We start from the raw sequence: 17,515 nt of genomic DNA, 5'->3' as shown, positions 1-17,515 counted from the left end.
GCGTGCGTGGACGCCAGAAACAGCAAGCCCCGCAGAGGCGGGGCTTGCGTGCAGCAGCAGTATGGGCGGACGTCGATGAAAGCGACGTCAGCCCATCACGGCATCAGCCGTTGGCCTTCAGCTTGGCCAGGCGCAGCCAGGTATCCACCACGGTGTCCGGGTTCAGCGACACCGACTCGATGCCTTCCTGCATCAGCCATTCGGCCAGATCCGGGTGATCGGACGGGCCCTGGCCGCAGATGCCAACGTACTTGCCCTTGGCACGTGCCGACTTGATCGCCATCGACAGCAGTTTTTTCACCGCCGGGTTACGTTCGTCGAACAGGTGCGCGACGATCGACGAGTCGCGGTCCAGGCCCAGGCTCAGCTGGGTCAGGTCGTTGGAGCCGATCGAGAAGCCGTCGAAGATCTCCAGGAACTCATCGGCGAGCAGTGCGTTGGACGGCACTTCGCACATCATGATGATCTTCAGGCCGTTCTCGCCCTGCTTCAGGCCGTTCTGTTCCAGCACCTCGATGACCTTGCGGCCTTCTTCCAGGGTGCGCACGAACGGAATCATGACCCACAGGTTGTCCAGGCCCATTTCGTTGCGCACGCGCAGTACGGCCTTGCACTCCAGCGCGAAGGCGGCCGAGAAGCTCGGATCGACGTAACGGCTGGCGCCGCGGAAGCCGATCATCGGGTTCTCTTCGTGCGGCTCGTAGTTGCTGCCGCCGATCAGGTTGGCGTACTCGTTGGACTTGAAGTCCGACAGGCGCACGATCACGGCGTTCGGGCGACCGAGGCGGTGAGGGTGGCGATGCCTTCGGCCAGGCGGTCGACGTAGAAGCTGACCGGATCACCGTAGCCGGCGATCTTCTCGTCGATCTTCTTCTTGGTCGCCGCATCCTGGCGGTCGTATTCCAGCAGCGCATTCGGATGGATGCCGATGTGGCTGGCGATGATCATTTCCAGGCGGGCCAGGCCGATGCCGGCGTTCGGCAGCTGGCCGAAGTCGAAGGCACGTTCCGGGTTGGCCACGTTCATCATGATCTTCAGCGGCGCCGGCGGCATGTTGCCCAGATCGGTGGTGGTGCGTTCAAAGCCGAGCTTGCCTTCGTAGATGAAGCCGGTATCGCCTTCAGCGCAGCTGACGGTGACCAGCTGGCCATCTTCGATGACCTGGGTCGCGTTGCCCGAACCAACCACGGCCGGCACGCCCAGCTCGCGCGCGATGATCGCGGCGTGGCAGGTGCGGCCACCGCGGTTGGTGACGATGGCCGAGGCGCGCTTCATCACCGGTTCCCAATCCGGATCGGTCATGTCGGCGATCAGCACGTCACCGGGCTGCACGCGGTTCATGTCGTCCAGCGTCTTCACCACGCGGGCCACGCCCGAACCGATCTTGGCGCCGACGGCACGGCCCTCGGCCAGCACCTTGCCGCCCTTCTCGGTCAGCGCGAAGCGCTCGATCTGGGTGGCGTGGCTGCGCGACTTCACCGTTTCCGGGCGCGCCTGCACGATGAACAGCTTGCCGCTGACACCGTCCTTGGCCCACTCGATGTCCATCGGGCGGCCGTAGTGCTTTTCGATGACCAGCGCCTGCTTGGCCAGTTCCTGCACGTCCTCGTCGCTGATCGAGAAGGTGGTGCGCAGTTCGGCCGGCGTGTCTTCGATACGGACGCGCTCACCGGGGACATCCGAATACACCATGCGGATCGCCTTGCTGCCGAGCGAGCGGCGCAGGATCGCCGGCTTGCCAGCCTGCAGGGTGGGCTTGTAGACGTAGTATTCGTCCGGATTGACCGCGCCCTGCACGACCATCTCGCCCAGGCCGAACGAGGAGGTGACGAACACCACGTCGCGGAAGCCGGACTCGGTGTCCAGGGTGAACAGCACGCCGGAGGAACCGACGCCCGAACGCACCATCAGCTGCACGCCGGCGGACAGGAACACGTCCTCATGCTTGAAGCCGTGGTGCACGCGGTAGGCGATGGCGCGGTCGTTGTACAGCGAGGCGAACACTTCCTTGACCTTGTGCACCACGTCGTCGGCACCGGTCACGTTGAGGAAGGTTTCCTGCTGGCCGGCGAAGGACGCATCCGGCAGATCCTCGGCAGTGGCAGACGAACGCACGGCCACGGCCACGTCGCCGCCGCCATTCTCGGCGCTCAGCTTGGCGTAGGCGGTGCGGATGTCCTGGTCCAGCTGCGGCTGCAGCGGGGCGTCGATTACCCAGCCGCGGATTTCCTTGCCGGCGGCGGTCAGCGCGTTGACGTCCTCGACGTCCAGCGTGGCCAGCCTGTCGAAGATGCGCTTGGACAGGTCGTTGTGCGCGATGAAGTCCTTGAAGGCTTCAGCGGTGGTGGCATAACCGCCCGGCACCGAAACGCCCAGACCGGCCAGGTTGCCGATCATCTCGCCCAGGGACGAATTCTTGCCGCCTACGCGGGCCAGATCGGCCAGACGCAGTTCGTGCAACCACAGGATGTTCTCGTTCAAGCGCGATGCTCCGTTTGGCCATCGCCCGAGGCGGGCTGAGTGGCCGCGTCCGTAGGAAGAAGCCGATATGATGCCGGGCAGAGCACCGTCGGCACAAGCTTGTGCTGGCGGCCTTTTTAAGCTTCGTAGGGGGTAAAAGCGCGCATGTCGACCATCCGTCCGGTGTTCTACGTTTCCGATGGAACCGGTATCACCGCTGAAACCATTGGGCATAGCCTGCTGACCCAGTTCTCCGGGTTCAGCTTCATTACCGATCGGATGTCGTTTGTCGACGACCCTGAAAAAGCGCGTGAAGCCTGCGCCCGGATCCAGGCGGCGGGGGAGCGGTACCAGGTCCGGCCGATCGTGGTGAACTCCTGCGTGGACCAGAGCCTGAGTCTGATCCTGGCCGACAGCGGTGCCCTGATGCTGGATGTGTTCGCGCCGTTCATCGAGCCACTGGAGCGCGAACTGGCCAGCCCTCGCCTGGCCCGGGTCGGCCAGGCCCACGGCATGGTCGATTTCGACACGTACCACCGCCGCATCAACGCGATGAACTTCGCCCTGACCCATGACGACGGCATCGCAGTGAACTATGACGATGCCGACGTGATCCTGGTGGCGGTGTCGCGCGCCGGCAAGACGCCCACCTGCATCTACCTGGCTCTGCATTACGGAGTGCGCGCGGCCAACTACCCGCTGACCGACGAGGACCTGGAAAGCGACCGCCTGCCGCCGCGCCTGCGCAACTACCGGCGCAAGCTGTTCGGGTTGACCATCGATCCGGACCGCCTGCAGCAGATCCGCCAGGAGCGCCGTCCGAACTCGCGCTACGCGAACCTGGACACCTGCAAGCGGGAGGTGGCCGCGGCCGAGACCATGTTCCGCATGGAGCGGATCCCGACCCTGAGCACCACCCACACCTCGATCGAGGAGATTTCCAGCAAGGTGCTGGCCACATTGGGGCTGCAGCGCGAGCTGTATTGATCCTTTCCGGCGCGCCTGGCTGCGCCCGTAGAGCCGAGCCCACGCTCGGCTGGGCCACCGGGTTCTGGCCGAAGCGCAGCCGAGCGTGGGCTCGGCCCTGCAGGGGGATCGTCGTCGTCGGGTTGGCTGTGGCTTGAGGCGCCCCCACGTTGAAGCACCAACGTGTAGGATCGACCCATGGCCCGAGCCTTGCCCCGTACCGAACGCATTCCCCGCCTGAGCCGGCTGAGCTGGCTGATGGGCCTGTACGCGGAGAACTACCGCCATCTGGTGCGCCTGTTCGAACCGGCGGGACTGGCGGCGGGCAGCTACATTTCCTCGATCGGCGACGGCCTGGATGTCCGCCTGGACGTGATCGAGTGCCACCGCTATACGGTGGAACTGCGGCTGACCTACGACATTGCCGACCCGGTCACCGGCGAGCCGGATCCCTCGGCCTATGTTCGCCTGTACCGTGACGCGCGCCAGGCCGAGACCACTCATTGCTACGTCGGCCGCCGCTGGCAGGACACCATGGGCCTGTACCCGCCGCCGGCGGAGTTGATCAGTCATCGCATGCGGATGAACACCTTCCTCGGCAAGTGGCTGGAATACCTGGCCGAGCGCGGCCACGGCGTCGCAACGCTGCGCCGTGATCCCGATGGCGCCGGTGCGCCTGCCGAGCGCCGCCTGTCGCTCGTGCGCTGATCGGCCATAATCCAGGGCTGACCTGCCGCTGGATGCCGCCCCATGCCGTACACCCCGATCGTCGCCACTCTGGGCTATGTGCTGTCGCCCGATCGTCGCCAGGTGCTGATGATCCATCGCAATACGCGCCCCGGTGACCATCACCTCGGCAAGTACAACGGCCTGGGTGGCAAGATCGAAGCGGACGAGGACGTGGCGGCCAGCATGCGCCGCGAGATTGCCGAGGAAGCCGGCATCGACTGCACCGGCATGCGCCTGCGCGGCACTCTCAGCTGGCCCGGTTTCGGCAAGCACGGCGAAGACTGGCTGGGCTTCGTGTTCGTCATCGACAGCTTCGAAGGTACCCCGCACGGCGGCAACCACGAAGGCACGCTGGAGTGGGTAGATCTGGACAAGCTGGACACGCTGCCGATGTGGGAAGGCGACCGCAACTTCCTGCCGCTGGTGTTCGACGCCGACCCGCGCCCGTTCCACGGCGTGATGCCGTACAAGGACGGGCGCATGGTCAGTTGGTCCTACAGCCGGCTGTGACCCGGTGAATCGGGGAGGTGCCAACCATTCCGGGGAGTGCCAATCTGGGTTGGCACGCTCTTTTGGTCGATTAATGCCCGGGCAATATTGACAGCCATAAATTACCCGGGCAATATTCGCGCATCACCTCTGATGCCATTGCCATGCCTGCGTCCCGACTCCCTCCCTTCAGTTGTTTCGACGGCCATCGCCTCGTTGCCTGCGGCAGCCCGGAAGTGGCGGCACTGGCGCTCAAGCGGCTGCGCGCCGACAACGCTGCCGGACCATTGCTGGTGTTCGACAACGCCACCGGTCGCACCCGCGATTTCGATACGCGCGGCAGTGACGAGGAACTGCTGGCGCGGGTAACCGAAGCGTTTCCCGCCTCTGACGAGGCGGATGCCGAAATCACTGCCGAAGACGCTGCGACCCCGCGTGGCCGTGGCCGCCCCAAGCTGGGCGTGGTCGCCCGTGAAGTGACCTTGCTGCCGCGCCATTGGGCCTGGCTGGCCGAGCAGCCGGGCGGCGCCTCGGTGGCATTGCGAAAACTGGTGGAGACGGCCAGCCGCGCCGGTGCGGACAAGGACCGCCGGCGTCGCGATGCCGAACGCGCCTATCACTTCCTGCAGACCATCGTCGGCGACCTGCCGGGCTTCGAGGAGGCCATCCGCGTGCTGTTCGCGCACGACCGTGCGGGCCTGGAAGCGGTGCTGCATTCCTGGCCCAGGGATGTGCGCGACCACGCCCTGCGTCTGGCGTTCGACAGCGCTGACGGCTGATCCATCGCGCCGTCGTTGAACGGCGGCGCCACCTGATCGCGGGCCACGGCCCGGTCCCCTGTGCTTGCTTTGCTGGTGGAAACGCCGGGCAGGGCAGCGCCTTGCCCAGAGAACCCCATGAACTCCCCTGTACATCCCACGCCCCTGGTCGCGCCGCCTCTGTGGCGCACCTACCTGGCCCTGCTGCTGCCGATGCTGCTGACCAATGCGCTGCAGCTGGCCGCAGGCACGCTGGACAACATCTACCTCGGCCATCTGCTCGGTACCCAGGCGGTGGCCGTGGCCGCCGCGTTCTTCCCGGTCTTCTTCCTGCTGCTGACCCTGGTGATGGGCCTGGCGACCGGCGCGATGGTGCTGATCGGGCACGCCTGGGGTGCGGGTCGGCCGCAGCAGGTGCGCGCGGTGGCTGGCAGTGCGGTGGCGCTGATCCTTGTGCTGTCGGTGCTGGTGATGGCTCTGGGGAGCGGTTTCGCACCACAGCTTCTGATGTCACTGGGTACACCGGCACCGATCCTCGGTGAGTCCATCGTCTACGCGCGCGTGCTGCTGCTGGCGGCGCCGGCGTTCTTCCTCCTGTGGCTGGCCACTGCCGTGAGCCGCGCAGTAGGCGATGCGAAGACGCCGCTGCATGCGCTGCTGCTGGCCACGGCGGTCGGCCTGCTGTGCACGCCGCTGCTGATTCTGGGCTGGGCCGGCCTGCCGCGGCTGGGATCGGCCAGTGCGGCGGTGTCGGCGGCGTTTGCCTCGCTGTTGGCCCTGGGCTGGCTGTTGTTGCGTTGGCATCGGGCAGGACATCCCCTTGCACCGGGCCCTGAGTTGTTGCATGCCATTCGTTTCGATGGCGCGATCATCCGATCGATGCTGCGCATCGGCATACCCTCCTCGCTGCAGATGCTCAGCCTGGCCGTCGCCGAAATCGTGTTGCTGGCTGGATCAACCGTTACGGCTACACCGCTACGGCCGCCTACGGTGCGGTCAACCAGCTGATGAACTGGGTGCAGTTGCCGGCAATGTCGTTGGGGATCACCGCCACCATCCTCGCGGCGCATGCGATGGGCGCCGGGCGTACAGCACGGCTGCCGGCCATCGCCCGGACTGGTGTGCTGGTGGCGCTGGCGACGCTGAGCGTGGTGGTGGTGCTGGTTGTGGCGCTGGCGCGCGGGCTGACCGGGCTGATCCTGGCGGCAGCCGACGTGCGCGAGCTGGCTGCGTTGCAGCTGCGCACTGTGGTGTGGGGCGTGCTGGCGATGGGAATCAGCGCGGTGCTTGTCGGGGTGATGCGCGGCAGCGGCACGGTATGGTTGCCAGCGTTGCTGGGTATGGCAGCGGTGCTGCTGGTGGAACTGCCGCTGGCGATGTGGATGCAGGCGCAGCACGGGCTGGCCGGCGTGTGGTGGGCGTGGCCGCTGGGGTTGCTGGCCATGCTGGTGCTGCAGGTGTTGTGCTTCGCGCGTTGGCGGCGGGTGCAGGCTGGGTAGTTGCCTGCCGCCGTCCGGCACCCCGGAATGGCAGGGGCAGCCGGCCAGCGGCCGGCTCTACCACTTCAGCGCCGCTGCGCCAGCAGCAGGCGGAAGTACAAGCACAGGGTGTTGACCGCCAGTGCGGCGCTGCGGCGGGGCCTTCGCAGCTGCGCGGCCAGGGTGGAAGCATCCGGCATCATCATCGCCCGTCACCAGGAATCGGGCGTGGCGGCGGCGGGCCCGCCGGTGACCATAGCGCCGACCTCGCGGCTTGGGAAGTAGGGAAACCCCGCGTCAGGGTGATGAGGAAATGTCCACCGTCGCAGTCGGTGAGATCTGGTTGTCCACAGGGGGTGTGGATTACGCGTGGGCAACTTTGTGGATAAGCCGCGACAGGCGCCACCCCCCTAGGCTGTCAAGATGGGTGGCGAAAAATTCACCGCCGGTGAGGGCGGGTGAGGGGGCGGTGAAGGGTGGACCCCGTCAGCGCTGTCACCAGCGACGGCGCTCGCGGTAACCTGTGGGCCTTGATGCTCCGTGAGTCCCCATGAAACGTCACTTCTCGATGCTGCGCGAGTTCCAGCTGGCCGACTGGTTCACCCTGGCCAATGCTTTCTGCGGCACCGGTGCGGTATTTGCCGCCATGCGCTTCCTGCAGGACGGCGAGCGTGGCTACCTGCTGTTCGGCATGGCGCTGATCCCGTTGGCCTTCATCTTCGACGCCCTTGATGGGCGCATCGCGCGCTGGCGCAAGTCCAGCTCCACCCTGGGCCGCGAGCTGGACTCGCTGTCCGACGTGATCTCCTTCGGGGTGGCCCCAGCGGCGCTGGCCTATGCCTGCGGCATGCAGGGTGGCTGGGACTGGCTGGTGCTGAGCTACTTCGTCTGCTGCGGCGTCAGCCGCCTGGCACGCTACAACGTCACAGCCGAGGCAATGACCGGCGATGAGGGCAAGGTCACGTATTTCGAGGGCACCCCGATCCCGACCAGCCTGGTGCTGGTGATCGTACTGGCGATCGCCGCGGGCACCGATGCCATCGGCCAGAACATCTGGTTCGGCCAGTGGCAGATCGGACCGTGGCAGCTGCACCCGATGGTGCTGTTGTTCGCCCTGTCCGGGTCGCTGATGATCAGCAAGACCCTGCGTATCCCCAAGCCATGAGCCAGCCCTGCGGAGGCCTGCGATGACCAGCTCGGCCCACGATGCCGGCAGTAGCGATTTCGAGACGCTGGCCCGGCAGTACTTCGGCGCCTGGGGTGATGCTCTGCGCCATGCGGGCGCGCCCGCTGCACCTGCCGGTGACGACCCCGGCAGCTGGCAACGGTTGTTTGACTGGTGGGGCCAATTGCTGCCCGAACAGGCGCCCGGCGCGCCGGAAGATGCCGTGCGCCGGTTCCGCGAACAGGCGGGCAGCTGGTACGGCACCATGCAGGAGGTCGCCGCACGGTTTGCCGGCCGCGACGCCAGCAGTGCCGACGTCGCCCAGGCCTGGCGCGAGGCGGTGCAGGGGCAGGGCGACGGCATGCTGCAATGGATGCTGCAGGGCGCCCGTGGCAGCACCCACGCCGGCGCCGCGGTTCCGGAGTTCGCCGCCTGGCTGCAGCAGTTCCAGCTGCAGGCGGGCCCGTGGCTGCAGAGCCCGGCATTCGGCCCCGGCCGCGAGCACCAGGCGCGTTGGCAGGCCCTGCTGCGTGCGCAGGAGGAATACCAGCAGCATTCGCGCGCCTATGTCGATCAGATCAAGCAGGCACTGGACGAGGCCTTCGCGCTGTTCGAGCAGCGCCTGGCCGAGCACGAGCAGCCCGGCAGCCAGCTGACCAGCGCCCGCGCGATGTTCGACCTGTGGATCGAAGTGGCCGAGGAGGCCTACGCCAAGGTCGCCATGTCCGAACCGTTCCAGCAGGTGTACGCCTCGCTGGGCAACGCGCAGATGCGTCTGCGCGCCGGCCTGCAGCGCGAGGTGGAACAGATGAGTGAACGTATCGGCCTGCCGACCCGCAGCGAGATGGATGCCGCACACCGCCGCATCGCCGAGCTGGAGCGCAGCCTGCGCCGGCTGCAGACACAAGTGGCGGTGCTGGCTGGAACCGCTGCGGTCGATCCGGTGGCGCAGCCGACGCCGGCGAAGGTGAAGCCAGCCGCCCGCAAGGCCGCGAAGAGGGCCGCGCCGGCAAAGAAGGCGGCTGCCAAAAAGTCCGAATCTCGCACCACCTCACGGGCACGTGACCGATGAAGGGACCGCTGGGCTTCAACGCCGATGACCTGATGCAGGAAACCATGGCGATGCAGCGCAAGCTGATGGAAGGGCTGAAGCTGCTGCCGCAGGTGGAAGACGTTGACTATGGCGTGACCGCCCGCGAGGAAGTGTGGCGCGACGGCAAGGTGGTGCTCTACCGCTTCGTCGGCGAACAGGCGCCGACCCGGCGCACGCCGCTGCTGATCGTCTACGCGCTGGTCAACCGGCCGTACATGGTCGACCTGCAGGCCGACCGCTCCCTGGTGCAGAAGCTGTTGGCGCTCGGGCAGGACGTGTACGTGCTGGACTGGGGCTACCCGGATCGTTCGGAGCGCTTCCAGACGCTGGAGGACTATCTGCTGCGCTATATCGATGGTGCGGTGGATGCACTGCGCGTGCGCAGTGGCGGCCCGATCGACCTGCTCGGCATCTGCCAGGGCGGTGTGTTCGCGCTGTGCTATGCCGCGCTGCGCCGGGAGAAGCTGGGCAAGCTGATCACCATGGTCACCCCGGTCGATTTCCAGACGGCCGACAACATGCTCTCGCACTGGGCGCGGCAGGTGGACGTGGATCTGCTGGTGGATACGCTGGGCAACATACCGGCTGACCTGATGAATGCCAGCTACCTGATGCTCAAGCCATTCCGCCTGAACGTGCAGAAGTACGTCGGTCTGCTCGATATCCTCGACGACAAGGCGGCGCTGGAGGATTTCCTGCGCATGGAAAAATGGATCTTCGATTCGCCGGACCTGGCGGGCGAGGCGTTCCGTGACTTCATCAAGCAGTTCTACCAGGGCAACGGCCTGGTGAACGGTACGGTGCGGATCGGCGAGGAAGCCGTGGATCTGTCGCAGGTGACCTTGCCGGTGCTGAACATCTATGCCGAGCAGGACCATCTGGTACCGCCGGACGCCTCGCGCGCGATGCGTGGGCGCCTGGGCACGGACGACTACACCGAGTCCAGTTTCCGCGGTGGCCACATTGGTATCTATGTGTCCGGCCGCGCCCAGCGCGAAGTGCCGGCCACGATTGATGGCTGGTTGAAGGCACGCGACCTGTAGAGTCGAGCCATGCTCGACTGACCTGGGGGATGATGACGTACCGGACTTTGTTGATTCTTGCGCCACTGCTGGCAGCACCACTTGTCCACGCCGCACCCAGTGCCGATGCACGCCGGGAGATCGCCCAGCTGATCTCCAGCCTGGACGGCTCGCAGTGCCGGTTCCAGCGCAATGGCAGCTGGTACGACGGCAGCGATGCGCGCGCCCATCTGCAGCGCAAGTACGACTACCTGCTGAAGAAGGACATGGTGGACAGCGCCGAGCAGTTCATCGAGCGCGCCGCCAGCCAGAGCAGCATGAGCGGGAAGCCTTACCGCATCCAGTGCCCGGGGCAGCCTGAACAGACCGCGGCCGCCTGGTTCGGTGCGCGCCTGCAGGCGCTGCGTCTCCGCACGCCGTAGACACGGAGGCGGTGTAGAGTCGCGGCGTGCTCGACTGATTCTGCCCGCAAGCCGAGGAGACACCGCCGTGAACACCACGCCCAAGACGCTGTCGCGTTCATTGAACGACCGCATGATTGCCGGCGTGATGGGCGGCATTGCCCATCGCTTCGGCTGGAACCCCACCCTGGTGCGGATCGTGTTCGTGCTGGTATCGATCGGCTCGGCCGCCTTCCCCGGCATTCTGATCTACCTGATCCTGTGGCTGCTGATTCCGAACGAGGCGGATTGAACACCGCCGCTCGATCCTGGCCGCTCTGGCTGCGCGCGCTGCAGATGCTGGGCGCCGCATGGACGCTGCCCAACACACTGATCGGCCTGATCGGCGGCTTGGCCGGCATGCTTGGCGGCGCGACGCTGCGATGGAGCGGGCGGGACTGCGCCGTGGTGTTCGATCACTGGCCGTGGGGGCCGGGCGGTGCGATCACCCTGGGCAACGTGATCCTGCATACCGGCCATGACCTCGGCATCTGCTGCCGGACCTATGCGCATCAGGCGGGGTGGGGCGTGGAGCCGCTGATCCGGCTGGACGACCACGAGCGCGCGCACGTTTACCAGTACATGGTGCTGGGGCCGCTGTACCTGCCGGTGTACCTGCTGTGCGGCGGGTGAGTGCACGCAATCCGTTCGAACGCGCGGCCGATCATTTCGCCCGGTTCGGGCGTGGTTGGTGGCCGTAGTTTCCAGCCAACGGCGCAGCCCCTCGTGGGTGGTGATGCCTGGTTGTCAAATGCAAAACCCTCGCGCTGGTCGGTCGGGTTGGGTTCACGGCGTCCCCGGCCTACCCACCCTCCGGCCAGCCCACAGGAAACCGGCTTTCCGCGACCAACCAAACCACCCACGAGGGGCTGCGCCGTTGGCGGGAATCCCCCACCGATTCGTTAGCCGGAAGTTAAAGATCCGTAAGCATTCTGCTGCGATCCCGCAGTCATCTGCATGCAACCGATCGTCATTAGCCTTCGTGACGTTCCAGTCAGGTTCGACGCGGTAAGCTCTTCCTTGATGAGCTCGCAGCATCGCTCATCGAGCGCAGTACGCAGTAGCAATTTGGAGGAATACATCACATGGCAATCGTTCTTTATGTCGGTGGTAGCAAGGATGGCGAGAAGGGCGTGGTGCCCTACGGCTTCAGCAAATCCCGCGCCGACACCGCGCTGGGGCCGGAGTTCTACACGGAGCGGTTCATGGAACTGCAGGGTGTCGGCAAGGTCCGCCTGATGGCCCTGGAAGGCATGCGTGACGACATCGTCATGCAGCGCGCCGCCCGCCACTACCGCTGACCGTCGCAACACGCGGCAGGGCGCGCCCACCATCGCGCGCCCGCGCCGGCATCCCAGCCCCGGGCCAGTCCGAGCCCGCTCTTTGCCAGGATGCCGGCGTCCAATCCGGCTTCGCCGCTGAACCTCGCCCCCTGTCAATGCCTTGTCCGGCTCCGTCGCGGATTGCCAGAATGGGGGCTTCCCGAAACGCGGCACAGACCTGAAGCAATGCACGACGCCAAGAACGCCCAGAGCGCGCTCGCCCAGCAGATCGCCCAGACCATCGCCGACGAAATCGGTGCCCAGTCCGCCCAGGTACGCGCCGCAGTCGGCCTGCTCGACGAAGGCGCCAGCGTTCCGTTCATCGCGCGCTACCGCAAGGAAGTGACCGGTGGCCTGGACGACACCCAGCTGCGCAACCTGGAAACCCGGCTGACCTACCTGCGCGAGCTGGAGGACCGCCGTGCGGCGGTGCTGGCCAGCATCGGCGAGCAGGGCAAGCTCAGTGACGAGCTGCGCAATGACATCCTGGCGGCCGACACCAAGAGCCGGCTGGAAGACCTGTACCTGCCGTACAAGCCCAAGCGCCGCACCCGTGCGCAGATCGCCCGCGAGGCCGGCCTGGAGCCGTTGGCCGATGGCCTGCTGGCCGACCCGACGCAGGACCCGCAGACGTTCGCGGCCACCTTCGTCGACGCCGACAAGGGCGTAGCCGACACCAAGGCCGCGTTGGAAGGCGCGCGCGCGATCCTGATGGAGCGCTGGGGCGAAGACGCCGCGCTGGTCGGTGAACTGCGCACCTGGCTGGGCGAGAACGGGGTGATCCGTGCCCGCGTCGCCGAGGGCAAGGAAACCGAGGGCGCCAAGTACCGCGACTACTTCGAGCATGCCGAGGCGCTGGCGAAGATTCCGTCGCATCGCTTGCTGGCACTGTTCCGTGCGCGCCGCGAGGAGATCCTGCTCCTGGAACTGGACCCGGGCAGCGATGCCGAGGCTGGCCATCAGTACGCCGAAGGACGCGTGGCGCGCAAGGCCGGCATCGCCGACCAGGGCCGCGCCGCCGACCGCTGGCTGCTGGATGCGTGCCGGCTGACCTGGCGCGCCAAGCTGCACACCCATCTGCTGCTGGACCTGTTCAACCAGGCCCGCGAAAAGGCCGAAGCCGAAGCCATCGCGGTGTTCGGCGACAACCTGAAGGACCTGTTGCTGGCGGCACCCGCCGGCCCGAAGACCGTGCTCGGACTGGACCCGGGCATCCGCACCGGCTGCAAGATCGCCGTGGTCGATGCCACCGGCAAGCTGGTCGCCACCGACACCATCTACCCGCACGAGCCTCGTCGCCAGTGGGAGCAGTCGCTGCAGACGATCAAGCAGCTGTGCGCCAAGCACAACGTGGAACTGATCGCGATCGGCAACGGCACCGCCAGCCGCGAAACCGACAAGCTGGCTGGTGAAGCGATCAAGGCCGCTGCCAACCCGAAGCTGCAGAAGGCAGTGGTCAGCGAGGCCGGGGCGTCGGTGTATTCGGCGTCCGAGTTCGCGGCCAGGGAGTTCCCGGAGCTGGACGTGTCGCTACGTGGGGCGGTGTCGATCGCCCGCCGCCTGCAGGACCCGCTGGCCGAACTGGTGAAGATCGAACCCAAGGCGATCGGTGTCGGCCAGTACCAGCACGATGTGGACCAGTACCGCCTGGCGCGCGCGCTGGATGCCCGCGTGGAGGACTGCGTGAACGCGGTGGGCGTGTACGTGAACACCGCTTCGGCTGCACTGTTGTCGCGGGTGTCCGGCCTGTCGGCCACGGTGGCCGAGAACATCGTGCGCCACCGTGATGCGAACGGCCCGTTCAAGCGCCGCAAGGACCTGCTGAAGGTCGCGCGCCTGGGCGAGAAGACCTTTGAACAGTGCGCGGGCTTCCTGCGCATTGCCGACGGTGATGAGCCGCTGGATGCTTCGGCGGTACACCCGGAAGCCTACCCGGTGGTCGAGCGCATCGTGGCCAGCACCGCGCGCCCGATCAAGGCGCTGATCGGTGATGGCAGCTTCCTGCGCGGCCTGAAGGCCGAGCAGTTCACCGATGCCACCTTCGGCGTGCCGACCGTGCGTGACATCCTCAAGGAACTGGAGAAGCCGGGCCGAGACCCACGTCCCGAGTTCAAGGCGGCACGCTTCGCCGAGGGCGTCGAGGACATCAAGGACCTGCGCGAGGGCATGGTGCTCGAGGGTGTGGTCAGCAACGTGGCGGCCTTCGGTGCCTTCGTCGATATCGGTGTGCACCAGGACGGCCTGATCCACATCTCGGCGCTTTCCGATACGTTCGTGAAGGACCCGCGCGACGTGGTCAAGGCCGGTGATATCGTCAAGGTGAAGGTGCTGGAGGTGGACGTGGCGCGCAAGCGCATCGCCCTGACCCGGCGCCTGGACGATACCCCGGGCAAGCGACCAGCCGCCCGGGCCAGCGTGATGAGCGCGGCCATGGGCAGGGTCCGCGCCGCGATGCAGGCGGCCAGAACCGCGGGCCGAACCGGGGCCAAGGCAATGGCAGCCGTCCCGCCGCGCCCGCGCCGCCGGCCAACAACGCCCTGGCCGAGGCCTTCGCCCGCGCCAAGCGCAGTTGAGGACCGCGTTCCCCGTCACACTTGATTCGTGGCGGGGGACTTGTCGATTTTCCCCGTGATTGCGCACACTTGCGCTTGAGGGGAGGCGTCCGGCCACCCCGCTGTTGCTGGGGAGGGCCATGACGCCAGCACGACCCGCCATCTTCGTTGCAGGCCGCAGCGTTCCGCTGCGGTCGGCGCCTGCCCGTGCCGGCAGGGGACCGGATTGATGCCGGGCCAGGGCACCCACGGCAATGGACTGCTGGAGCGCCGCCTGCAGGAGCTGGCGGAAGAGCGTCGCCGCCTGGCGATGATCATCGACGGTACCGCCGCGGGAACCTGGGAATGGAACGTGCAGACCGGCGAGATGCGGGTCAACGCGCGCTGGGCTGAGATCGTCGGCTACCGCCTGGAAGAGCTGCAACCCATCTGCCAGAAGACGTTCCTGAAGCTGGTCCATCCCGATGACATCGCGCTGTCCGATGCGGCGCTGGATGAGCATTTCGAAGGCCGCAGCGACAACTACGCCTGCCTGCTGCGCATGCGCCACAAGAACGGGCAGTGGATCTGGATCCAGGACCGCGGGCGGGTCTTCGAATGGGATGGGCAGGGCAAGCCGCTGTGGATGGCCGGCGCGCATGCTGACGTCACCGAGCTGCAGCAGGCGAGGCAGGACGCGGCCGAGACCCGGCAACGCCTGCAGGCCGTGGTCGATGCGTCCGATGAGGTAGCGGTGATCGCCACCGATACCGATGGCACCATCACCCTGTTCAACACGGGTGCGGAGCGCCTGCTGGGCTACAGCGCAGCGGAGGTGGTCGGCCAGCGCCGGCTCGATGCGTTCCACGATCCGGAGGAACTGAAAGCCTGGCTGGAGCCGTTGGCCGATGCCGAGGGCAACCTTCCCGACGTGTTCGAAGCGCTCAGTGCTCGCGCTGACGGGCAGACCTACTCGCGGCAGTGGACGTTGCTGCGCAAGGAGGGCCTGCCACGCCAGGTGCGCCTGTCGATCAGCCGCATGGAAGGTGCCGATGGCGCACGCATCGGCTACGTCGGCATGGCCATCGACATCACCGAGATCCTGCAGGCACGGGCTGAGGCGCGGCTGTCGGCGGAGAAGTTCGCCGGTGCATTCACGTCGGCGGCGTTGGGCATGGCGCTGGTGTCGCTGGAGGGGCGTTGGCTGGACGTCAATGATGCGCTGTGCCGGATCCTGGGTTACCCGCGCGAAGAGCTGCTGCAGGTCGACTTCCAGCGCCTGACCCATCCCGATGACCTGCAGACCGACCTGGCCCTGGTGCAGGACCTGCTGGCCGGACGGCGCAGCCATTACCACCTTGAAAAGCGCTATCTCGACCGCGACGGCCGCATCATCTGGGCGCGGCTGTCAGTGTCGCTGGTGCGCAGCGAGCATGGCCAGCCACTGCATTTCGTGTCGCAGATCCAGGACATCACCGCCCAGCGCAGCAGTGAGCAACGCCTGTTCGAGAGCGAACAGCGCAGTCGCATCACCCTGGATGCGGTGGCCGACCTGGTGCTCAGCGTCAACCTTGACGGCCGCATCGACTATGCCAACGCGGCCGCGGTACGCACCCTGGCCGGTGATGGCGCGCTGTCGCTGGCCGGGCACAGGGTGCAGGACGTGCTGGCGCTGACCACCGAGTACGCGCCCGGCTCGGTGCTGGATGTGCAGGTACTCCTGGACCCGGAAAGCAACGCGGTGGACCTGCATGCCGACCTGCTGCTGCGCCTGGGCACGGCAACGGTGCCGGTGGATCTGACGCGGGCCTGGCTGCGCGATGACGAAGGCCATGTGCGCGGCGCGGTGTGGGTGCTGCGCGACGACACCCAGCAGCGGGCGCGGCAGCGCGAAGCCCGCCACCTGGCCGAGATCGATCCACTCACCGAACTGAGCAACCGCCGCGGTTTCGAGGTGCACCTGCAGCAGGCGATCACCCGCGTCGAGCGCACCGGGCAGGCCGCCTCGCTGATGTACATCGATCTGGACCGCTTCAAGCCGGTCAACGACACCTGGGGCCACCTGGCCGGCGATGCCGTGCTGTGGGCGGTGGCCAGTGTGCTGCGACATGGTGTGCGTGATTCGGACGTGGTGGCGCGGCTGGGCGGCGACGAGTTCGCGGTGATCCTGTCCGGGTGTACGCCGCGTCGTGCCGCACGGATCGGCGGTGAGCTCCTGCAGACCCTGTCAGCGCTGTCCATTCCATGGGATCAGCACCGGCTGCGGGTCGGTGCCAGCATCGGCATCGCGCCCCTGGCGGGGGGCATGAGCGTGGACCAGGCAGTGGCCGCTGCCGATGCACAGTGCTACCGGGCCAAGGCGCTGGGGCGCAACAACGTGCAGGTGCAGGGCGAGCTGTCGGGGCTTCCAGGCGACGATGCCGATGCCGCCCAGGACTGATCTCAGCCTGTGAGAGGACGCGCGCGAATACTGCGCGCATCTCCACTCAAGCAGGTGAACCCATGAATGCCTGGAACCCGGTTGCGGTGCGCATGTTCATTCCGGCCCTGATCGGCTGGTGCCTGGCGCTGGCCACCTGCCTGCGCGCCGAACAGCTGCGCGGCGACCCGTACGCGCAGGCGTTGTTGCCCGTGCTGCAGCAAGGCGCGGTCGCGCTGCTGGTCCTGAGCCTGGCGTGCACGGTTGCAGCCTGCCTGTTGCTGTGGCGGCATGGCCGCAGCGTCGGCGGGCGTCTCGCTTCCGGCACTACACCCGTGCGGCGTCCATCAGCAGGACCCGGCACGGTGCGCGCTGGAACGCGTTGATCTGAGGCACCAGACGCTGGAAGTGCTCGCTGGCGCAATGGATATCCAGTGCGTCGCGGTCCGGCCATTGCTCGATGAAGACGAAATGCCCGGGGTCCCTCTGGTCGTCGACGAACAGTTCATAGCCGAGGCAGAGCGGCTCTCGCTGCGTGCATGCGACCAGCTCGCGGTACAGGGGAAGCACGGTATCCACGGCATCGGGATGGATGAAATCCTCGGCGATCACTTTCAGCATGTCGGCACCTGCAGACGGGCCT

13 protein-coding genes and 4 pseudogenes are annotated in these 17,515 nt (G+C 66.9%); 15 read left to right on the top strand and 2 right to left on the bottom strand.

What is annotated here, in order from left to right:
- Nucleotides 1–103: 103 nt before the first annotated feature.
- Nucleotides 104–2,481 (bottom strand): annotated as a pseudogene (ppsA, locus tag DL544_RS12870) (phosphoenolpyruvate synthase).
- Nucleotides 2,482–2,625: 144 nt separating this feature from the next.
- Here ppsA and ppsR point away from each other — a divergent pair.
- From ppsR to DL544_RS12795, 15 genes and pseudogenes are all read left to right on the top strand, one after another.
- Entirely contained in the window at nt 2,626–3,447 is an 822-nt protein-coding gene (gene ppsR, locus DL544_RS12865) for a posphoenolpyruvate synthetase regulatory kinase/phosphorylase PpsR (protein WP_005417170.1), read from the top strand.
- Between the two features lie 177 nt (nt 3,448–3,624).
- Entirely contained in the window at nt 3,625–4,134 is a 510-nt protein-coding gene (locus tag DL544_RS12860; RefSeq protein ID WP_032954273.1) for a DUF1249 domain-containing protein, read from the top strand.
- A 42-nt stretch (nt 4,135–4,176) separates the two neighbouring features.
- On the top strand, nt 4,177–4,665 hold the full coding sequence (locus DL544_RS12855) for an NUDIX hydrolase (RefSeq protein ID WP_005417168.1): 489 nt from the start codon (nt 4,177–4,179) through the stop codon (nt 4,663–4,665).
- 143 nt (nt 4,666–4,808) lie between these two features.
- Nucleotides 4,809–5,423 carry a DUF2239 family protein gene (locus tag DL544_RS12850; protein WP_139727288.1) on the top strand — a complete coding sequence of 205 codons (615 nt, stop codon included), beginning with the start codon at nt 4,809–4,811 and terminating at the stop codon, nt 5,421–5,423.
- A 117-nt stretch (nt 5,424–5,540) separates the two neighbouring features.
- Nucleotides 5,541–6,901: pseudogene (locus DL544_RS12845) on the top strand (MATE family efflux transporter).
- Between the two features lie 529 nt (nt 6,902–7,430).
- A complete protein-coding gene (locus DL544_RS12840; RefSeq protein WP_019660264.1) occupies nt 7,431–8,045 on the top strand; it encodes a CDP-alcohol phosphatidyltransferase family protein in 615 nt (204 codons plus the stop codon).
- 22 nt (nt 8,046–8,067) lie between these two features.
- Nucleotides 8,068–9,117 carry a class III poly(R)-hydroxyalkanoic acid synthase subunit PhaE gene (gene phaE, locus DL544_RS12835; protein ID WP_139727285.1) on the top strand — a complete coding sequence of 350 codons (1,050 nt, stop codon included), beginning with the start codon at nt 8,068–8,070 and terminating at the stop codon, nt 9,115–9,117.
- Nucleotides 9,114–10,181, top strand: a complete 1,068-nt coding sequence (gene phaC / locus DL544_RS12830) for a class III poly(R)-hydroxyalkanoic acid synthase subunit PhaC (RefSeq protein ID WP_065196101.1) — start codon at nt 9,114–9,116, stop codon at nt 10,179–10,181. The genes phaE and phaC overlap by 4 nt, the downstream gene beginning before the upstream one ends.
- Before the next feature lie 32 nt (nt 10,182–10,213).
- Nucleotides 10,214–10,582, top strand: a complete 369-nt coding sequence (locus DL544_RS12825) for a YfeK family protein (RefSeq protein WP_139727283.1) — start codon at nt 10,214–10,216, stop codon at nt 10,580–10,582.
- Nucleotides 10,583–10,694: 112 nt separating this feature from the next.
- Entirely contained in the window at nt 10,695–10,853 is a 159-nt protein-coding gene (locus tag DL544_RS12820) for a PspC domain-containing protein (protein WP_194430536.1), read from the top strand.
- 44 nt (nt 10,854–10,897) lie between these two features.
- Nucleotides 10,898–11,301, top strand: a pseudogene (locus tag DL544_RS12815) (hypothetical protein).
- Nucleotides 11,302–11,685: 384 nt separating this feature from the next.
- Nucleotides 11,686–11,901, top strand: coding sequence for a hypothetical protein (locus DL544_RS12810; protein WP_005417149.1), 216 nt, complete (start codon nt 11,686–11,688; stop codon nt 11,899–11,901).
- A 207-nt stretch (nt 11,902–12,108) separates the two neighbouring features.
- Nucleotides 12,109–14,495, top strand: a pseudogene (locus DL544_RS12805) (Tex family protein).
- 208 nt (nt 14,496–14,703) lie between these two features.
- Complete coding sequence (locus DL544_RS12800) at nt 14,704–16,893, top strand: PAS domain S-box protein (RefSeq protein ID WP_065178518.1); 2,190 nt, start codon at nt 14,704–14,706, stop codon at nt 16,891–16,893.
- A gap of 62 nt (nt 16,894–16,955) precedes the next feature.
- Entirely contained in the window at nt 16,956–17,258 is a 303-nt protein-coding gene (locus DL544_RS12795) for a hypothetical protein (RefSeq protein WP_032954271.1), read from the top strand.
- On the opposite strand, the gene DL544_RS12790 is transcribed toward DL544_RS12795, so the two are convergent.
- Nucleotides 17,200–17,493: a putative quinol monooxygenase gene (locus tag DL544_RS12790; protein ID WP_139727281.1), complete on the bottom strand. Its 294-nt coding sequence runs from the start codon at nt 17,491–17,493 to the stop codon at nt 17,200–17,202. The two genes, DL544_RS12795 and DL544_RS12790, sit on opposite strands and share 59 nt — an antisense overlap.
- Nucleotides 17,494–17,515 lie beyond the last annotated feature (22 nt).

Source organism: Stenotrophomonas sp. pho (genome assembly GCF_006228405.1).
Lineage (GTDB): Bacteria > Pseudomonadota > Gammaproteobacteria > Xanthomonadales > Xanthomonadaceae > Stenotrophomonas > Stenotrophomonas sepilia.
This window is presented reverse-complemented; position numbering and strand designations above follow the sequence as displayed.

Excerpts from the sequence above, each read along its gene's own strand:
- ppsR (WP_005417170.1), top strand. The coding sequence starts at position 2,626 with ATGTCGACCATCCGTCCGGTGTTCTACGTTTCCGATGGAACCGGTATC.
- DL544_RS12860 (WP_032954273.1), top strand. The coding sequence starts at position 3,625 with ATGGCCCGAGCCTTGCCCCGTACCGAACGCATTCCCCGCCTGAGCCGG.
- DL544_RS12855 (WP_005417168.1), top strand. The coding sequence starts at position 4,177 with ATGCCGTACACCCCGATCGTCGCCACTCTGGGCTATGTGCTGTCGCCC.
- DL544_RS12850 (WP_139727288.1), top strand. The coding sequence starts at position 4,809 with ATGCCTGCGTCCCGACTCCCTCCCTTCAGTTGTTTCGACGGCCATCGC.
- DL544_RS12840 (WP_019660264.1), top strand. The coding sequence starts at position 7,431 with ATGAAACGTCACTTCTCGATGCTGCGCGAGTTCCAGCTGGCCGACTGG.
- phaE (WP_139727285.1), top strand. The coding sequence starts at position 8,068 with ATGACCAGCTCGGCCCACGATGCCGGCAGTAGCGATTTCGAGACGCTG.
- phaC (WP_065196101.1), top strand. The coding sequence starts at position 9,114 with ATGAAGGGACCGCTGGGCTTCAACGCCGATGACCTGATGCAGGAAACC.
- DL544_RS12825 (WP_139727283.1), top strand. The coding sequence starts at position 10,214 with ATGACGTACCGGACTTTGTTGATTCTTGCGCCACTGCTGGCAGCACCA.
- DL544_RS12820 (WP_194430536.1), top strand. The coding sequence starts at position 10,695 with ATGATTGCCGGCGTGATGGGCGGCATTGCCCATCGCTTCGGCTGGAAC.
- DL544_RS12810 (WP_005417149.1), top strand. The coding sequence starts at position 11,686 with ATGGCAATCGTTCTTTATGTCGGTGGTAGCAAGGATGGCGAGAAGGGC.
- DL544_RS12800 (WP_065178518.1), top strand. The coding sequence starts at position 14,704 with ATGCCGGGCCAGGGCACCCACGGCAATGGACTGCTGGAGCGCCGCCTG.
- DL544_RS12795 (WP_032954271.1), top strand. The coding sequence starts at position 16,956 with ATGAATGCCTGGAACCCGGTTGCGGTGCGCATGTTCATTCCGGCCCTG.
- DL544_RS12790 (WP_139727281.1), bottom strand. The coding sequence starts at position 17,493 with ATGCTGAAAGTGATCGCCGAGGATTTCATCCATCCCGATGCCGTGGAT.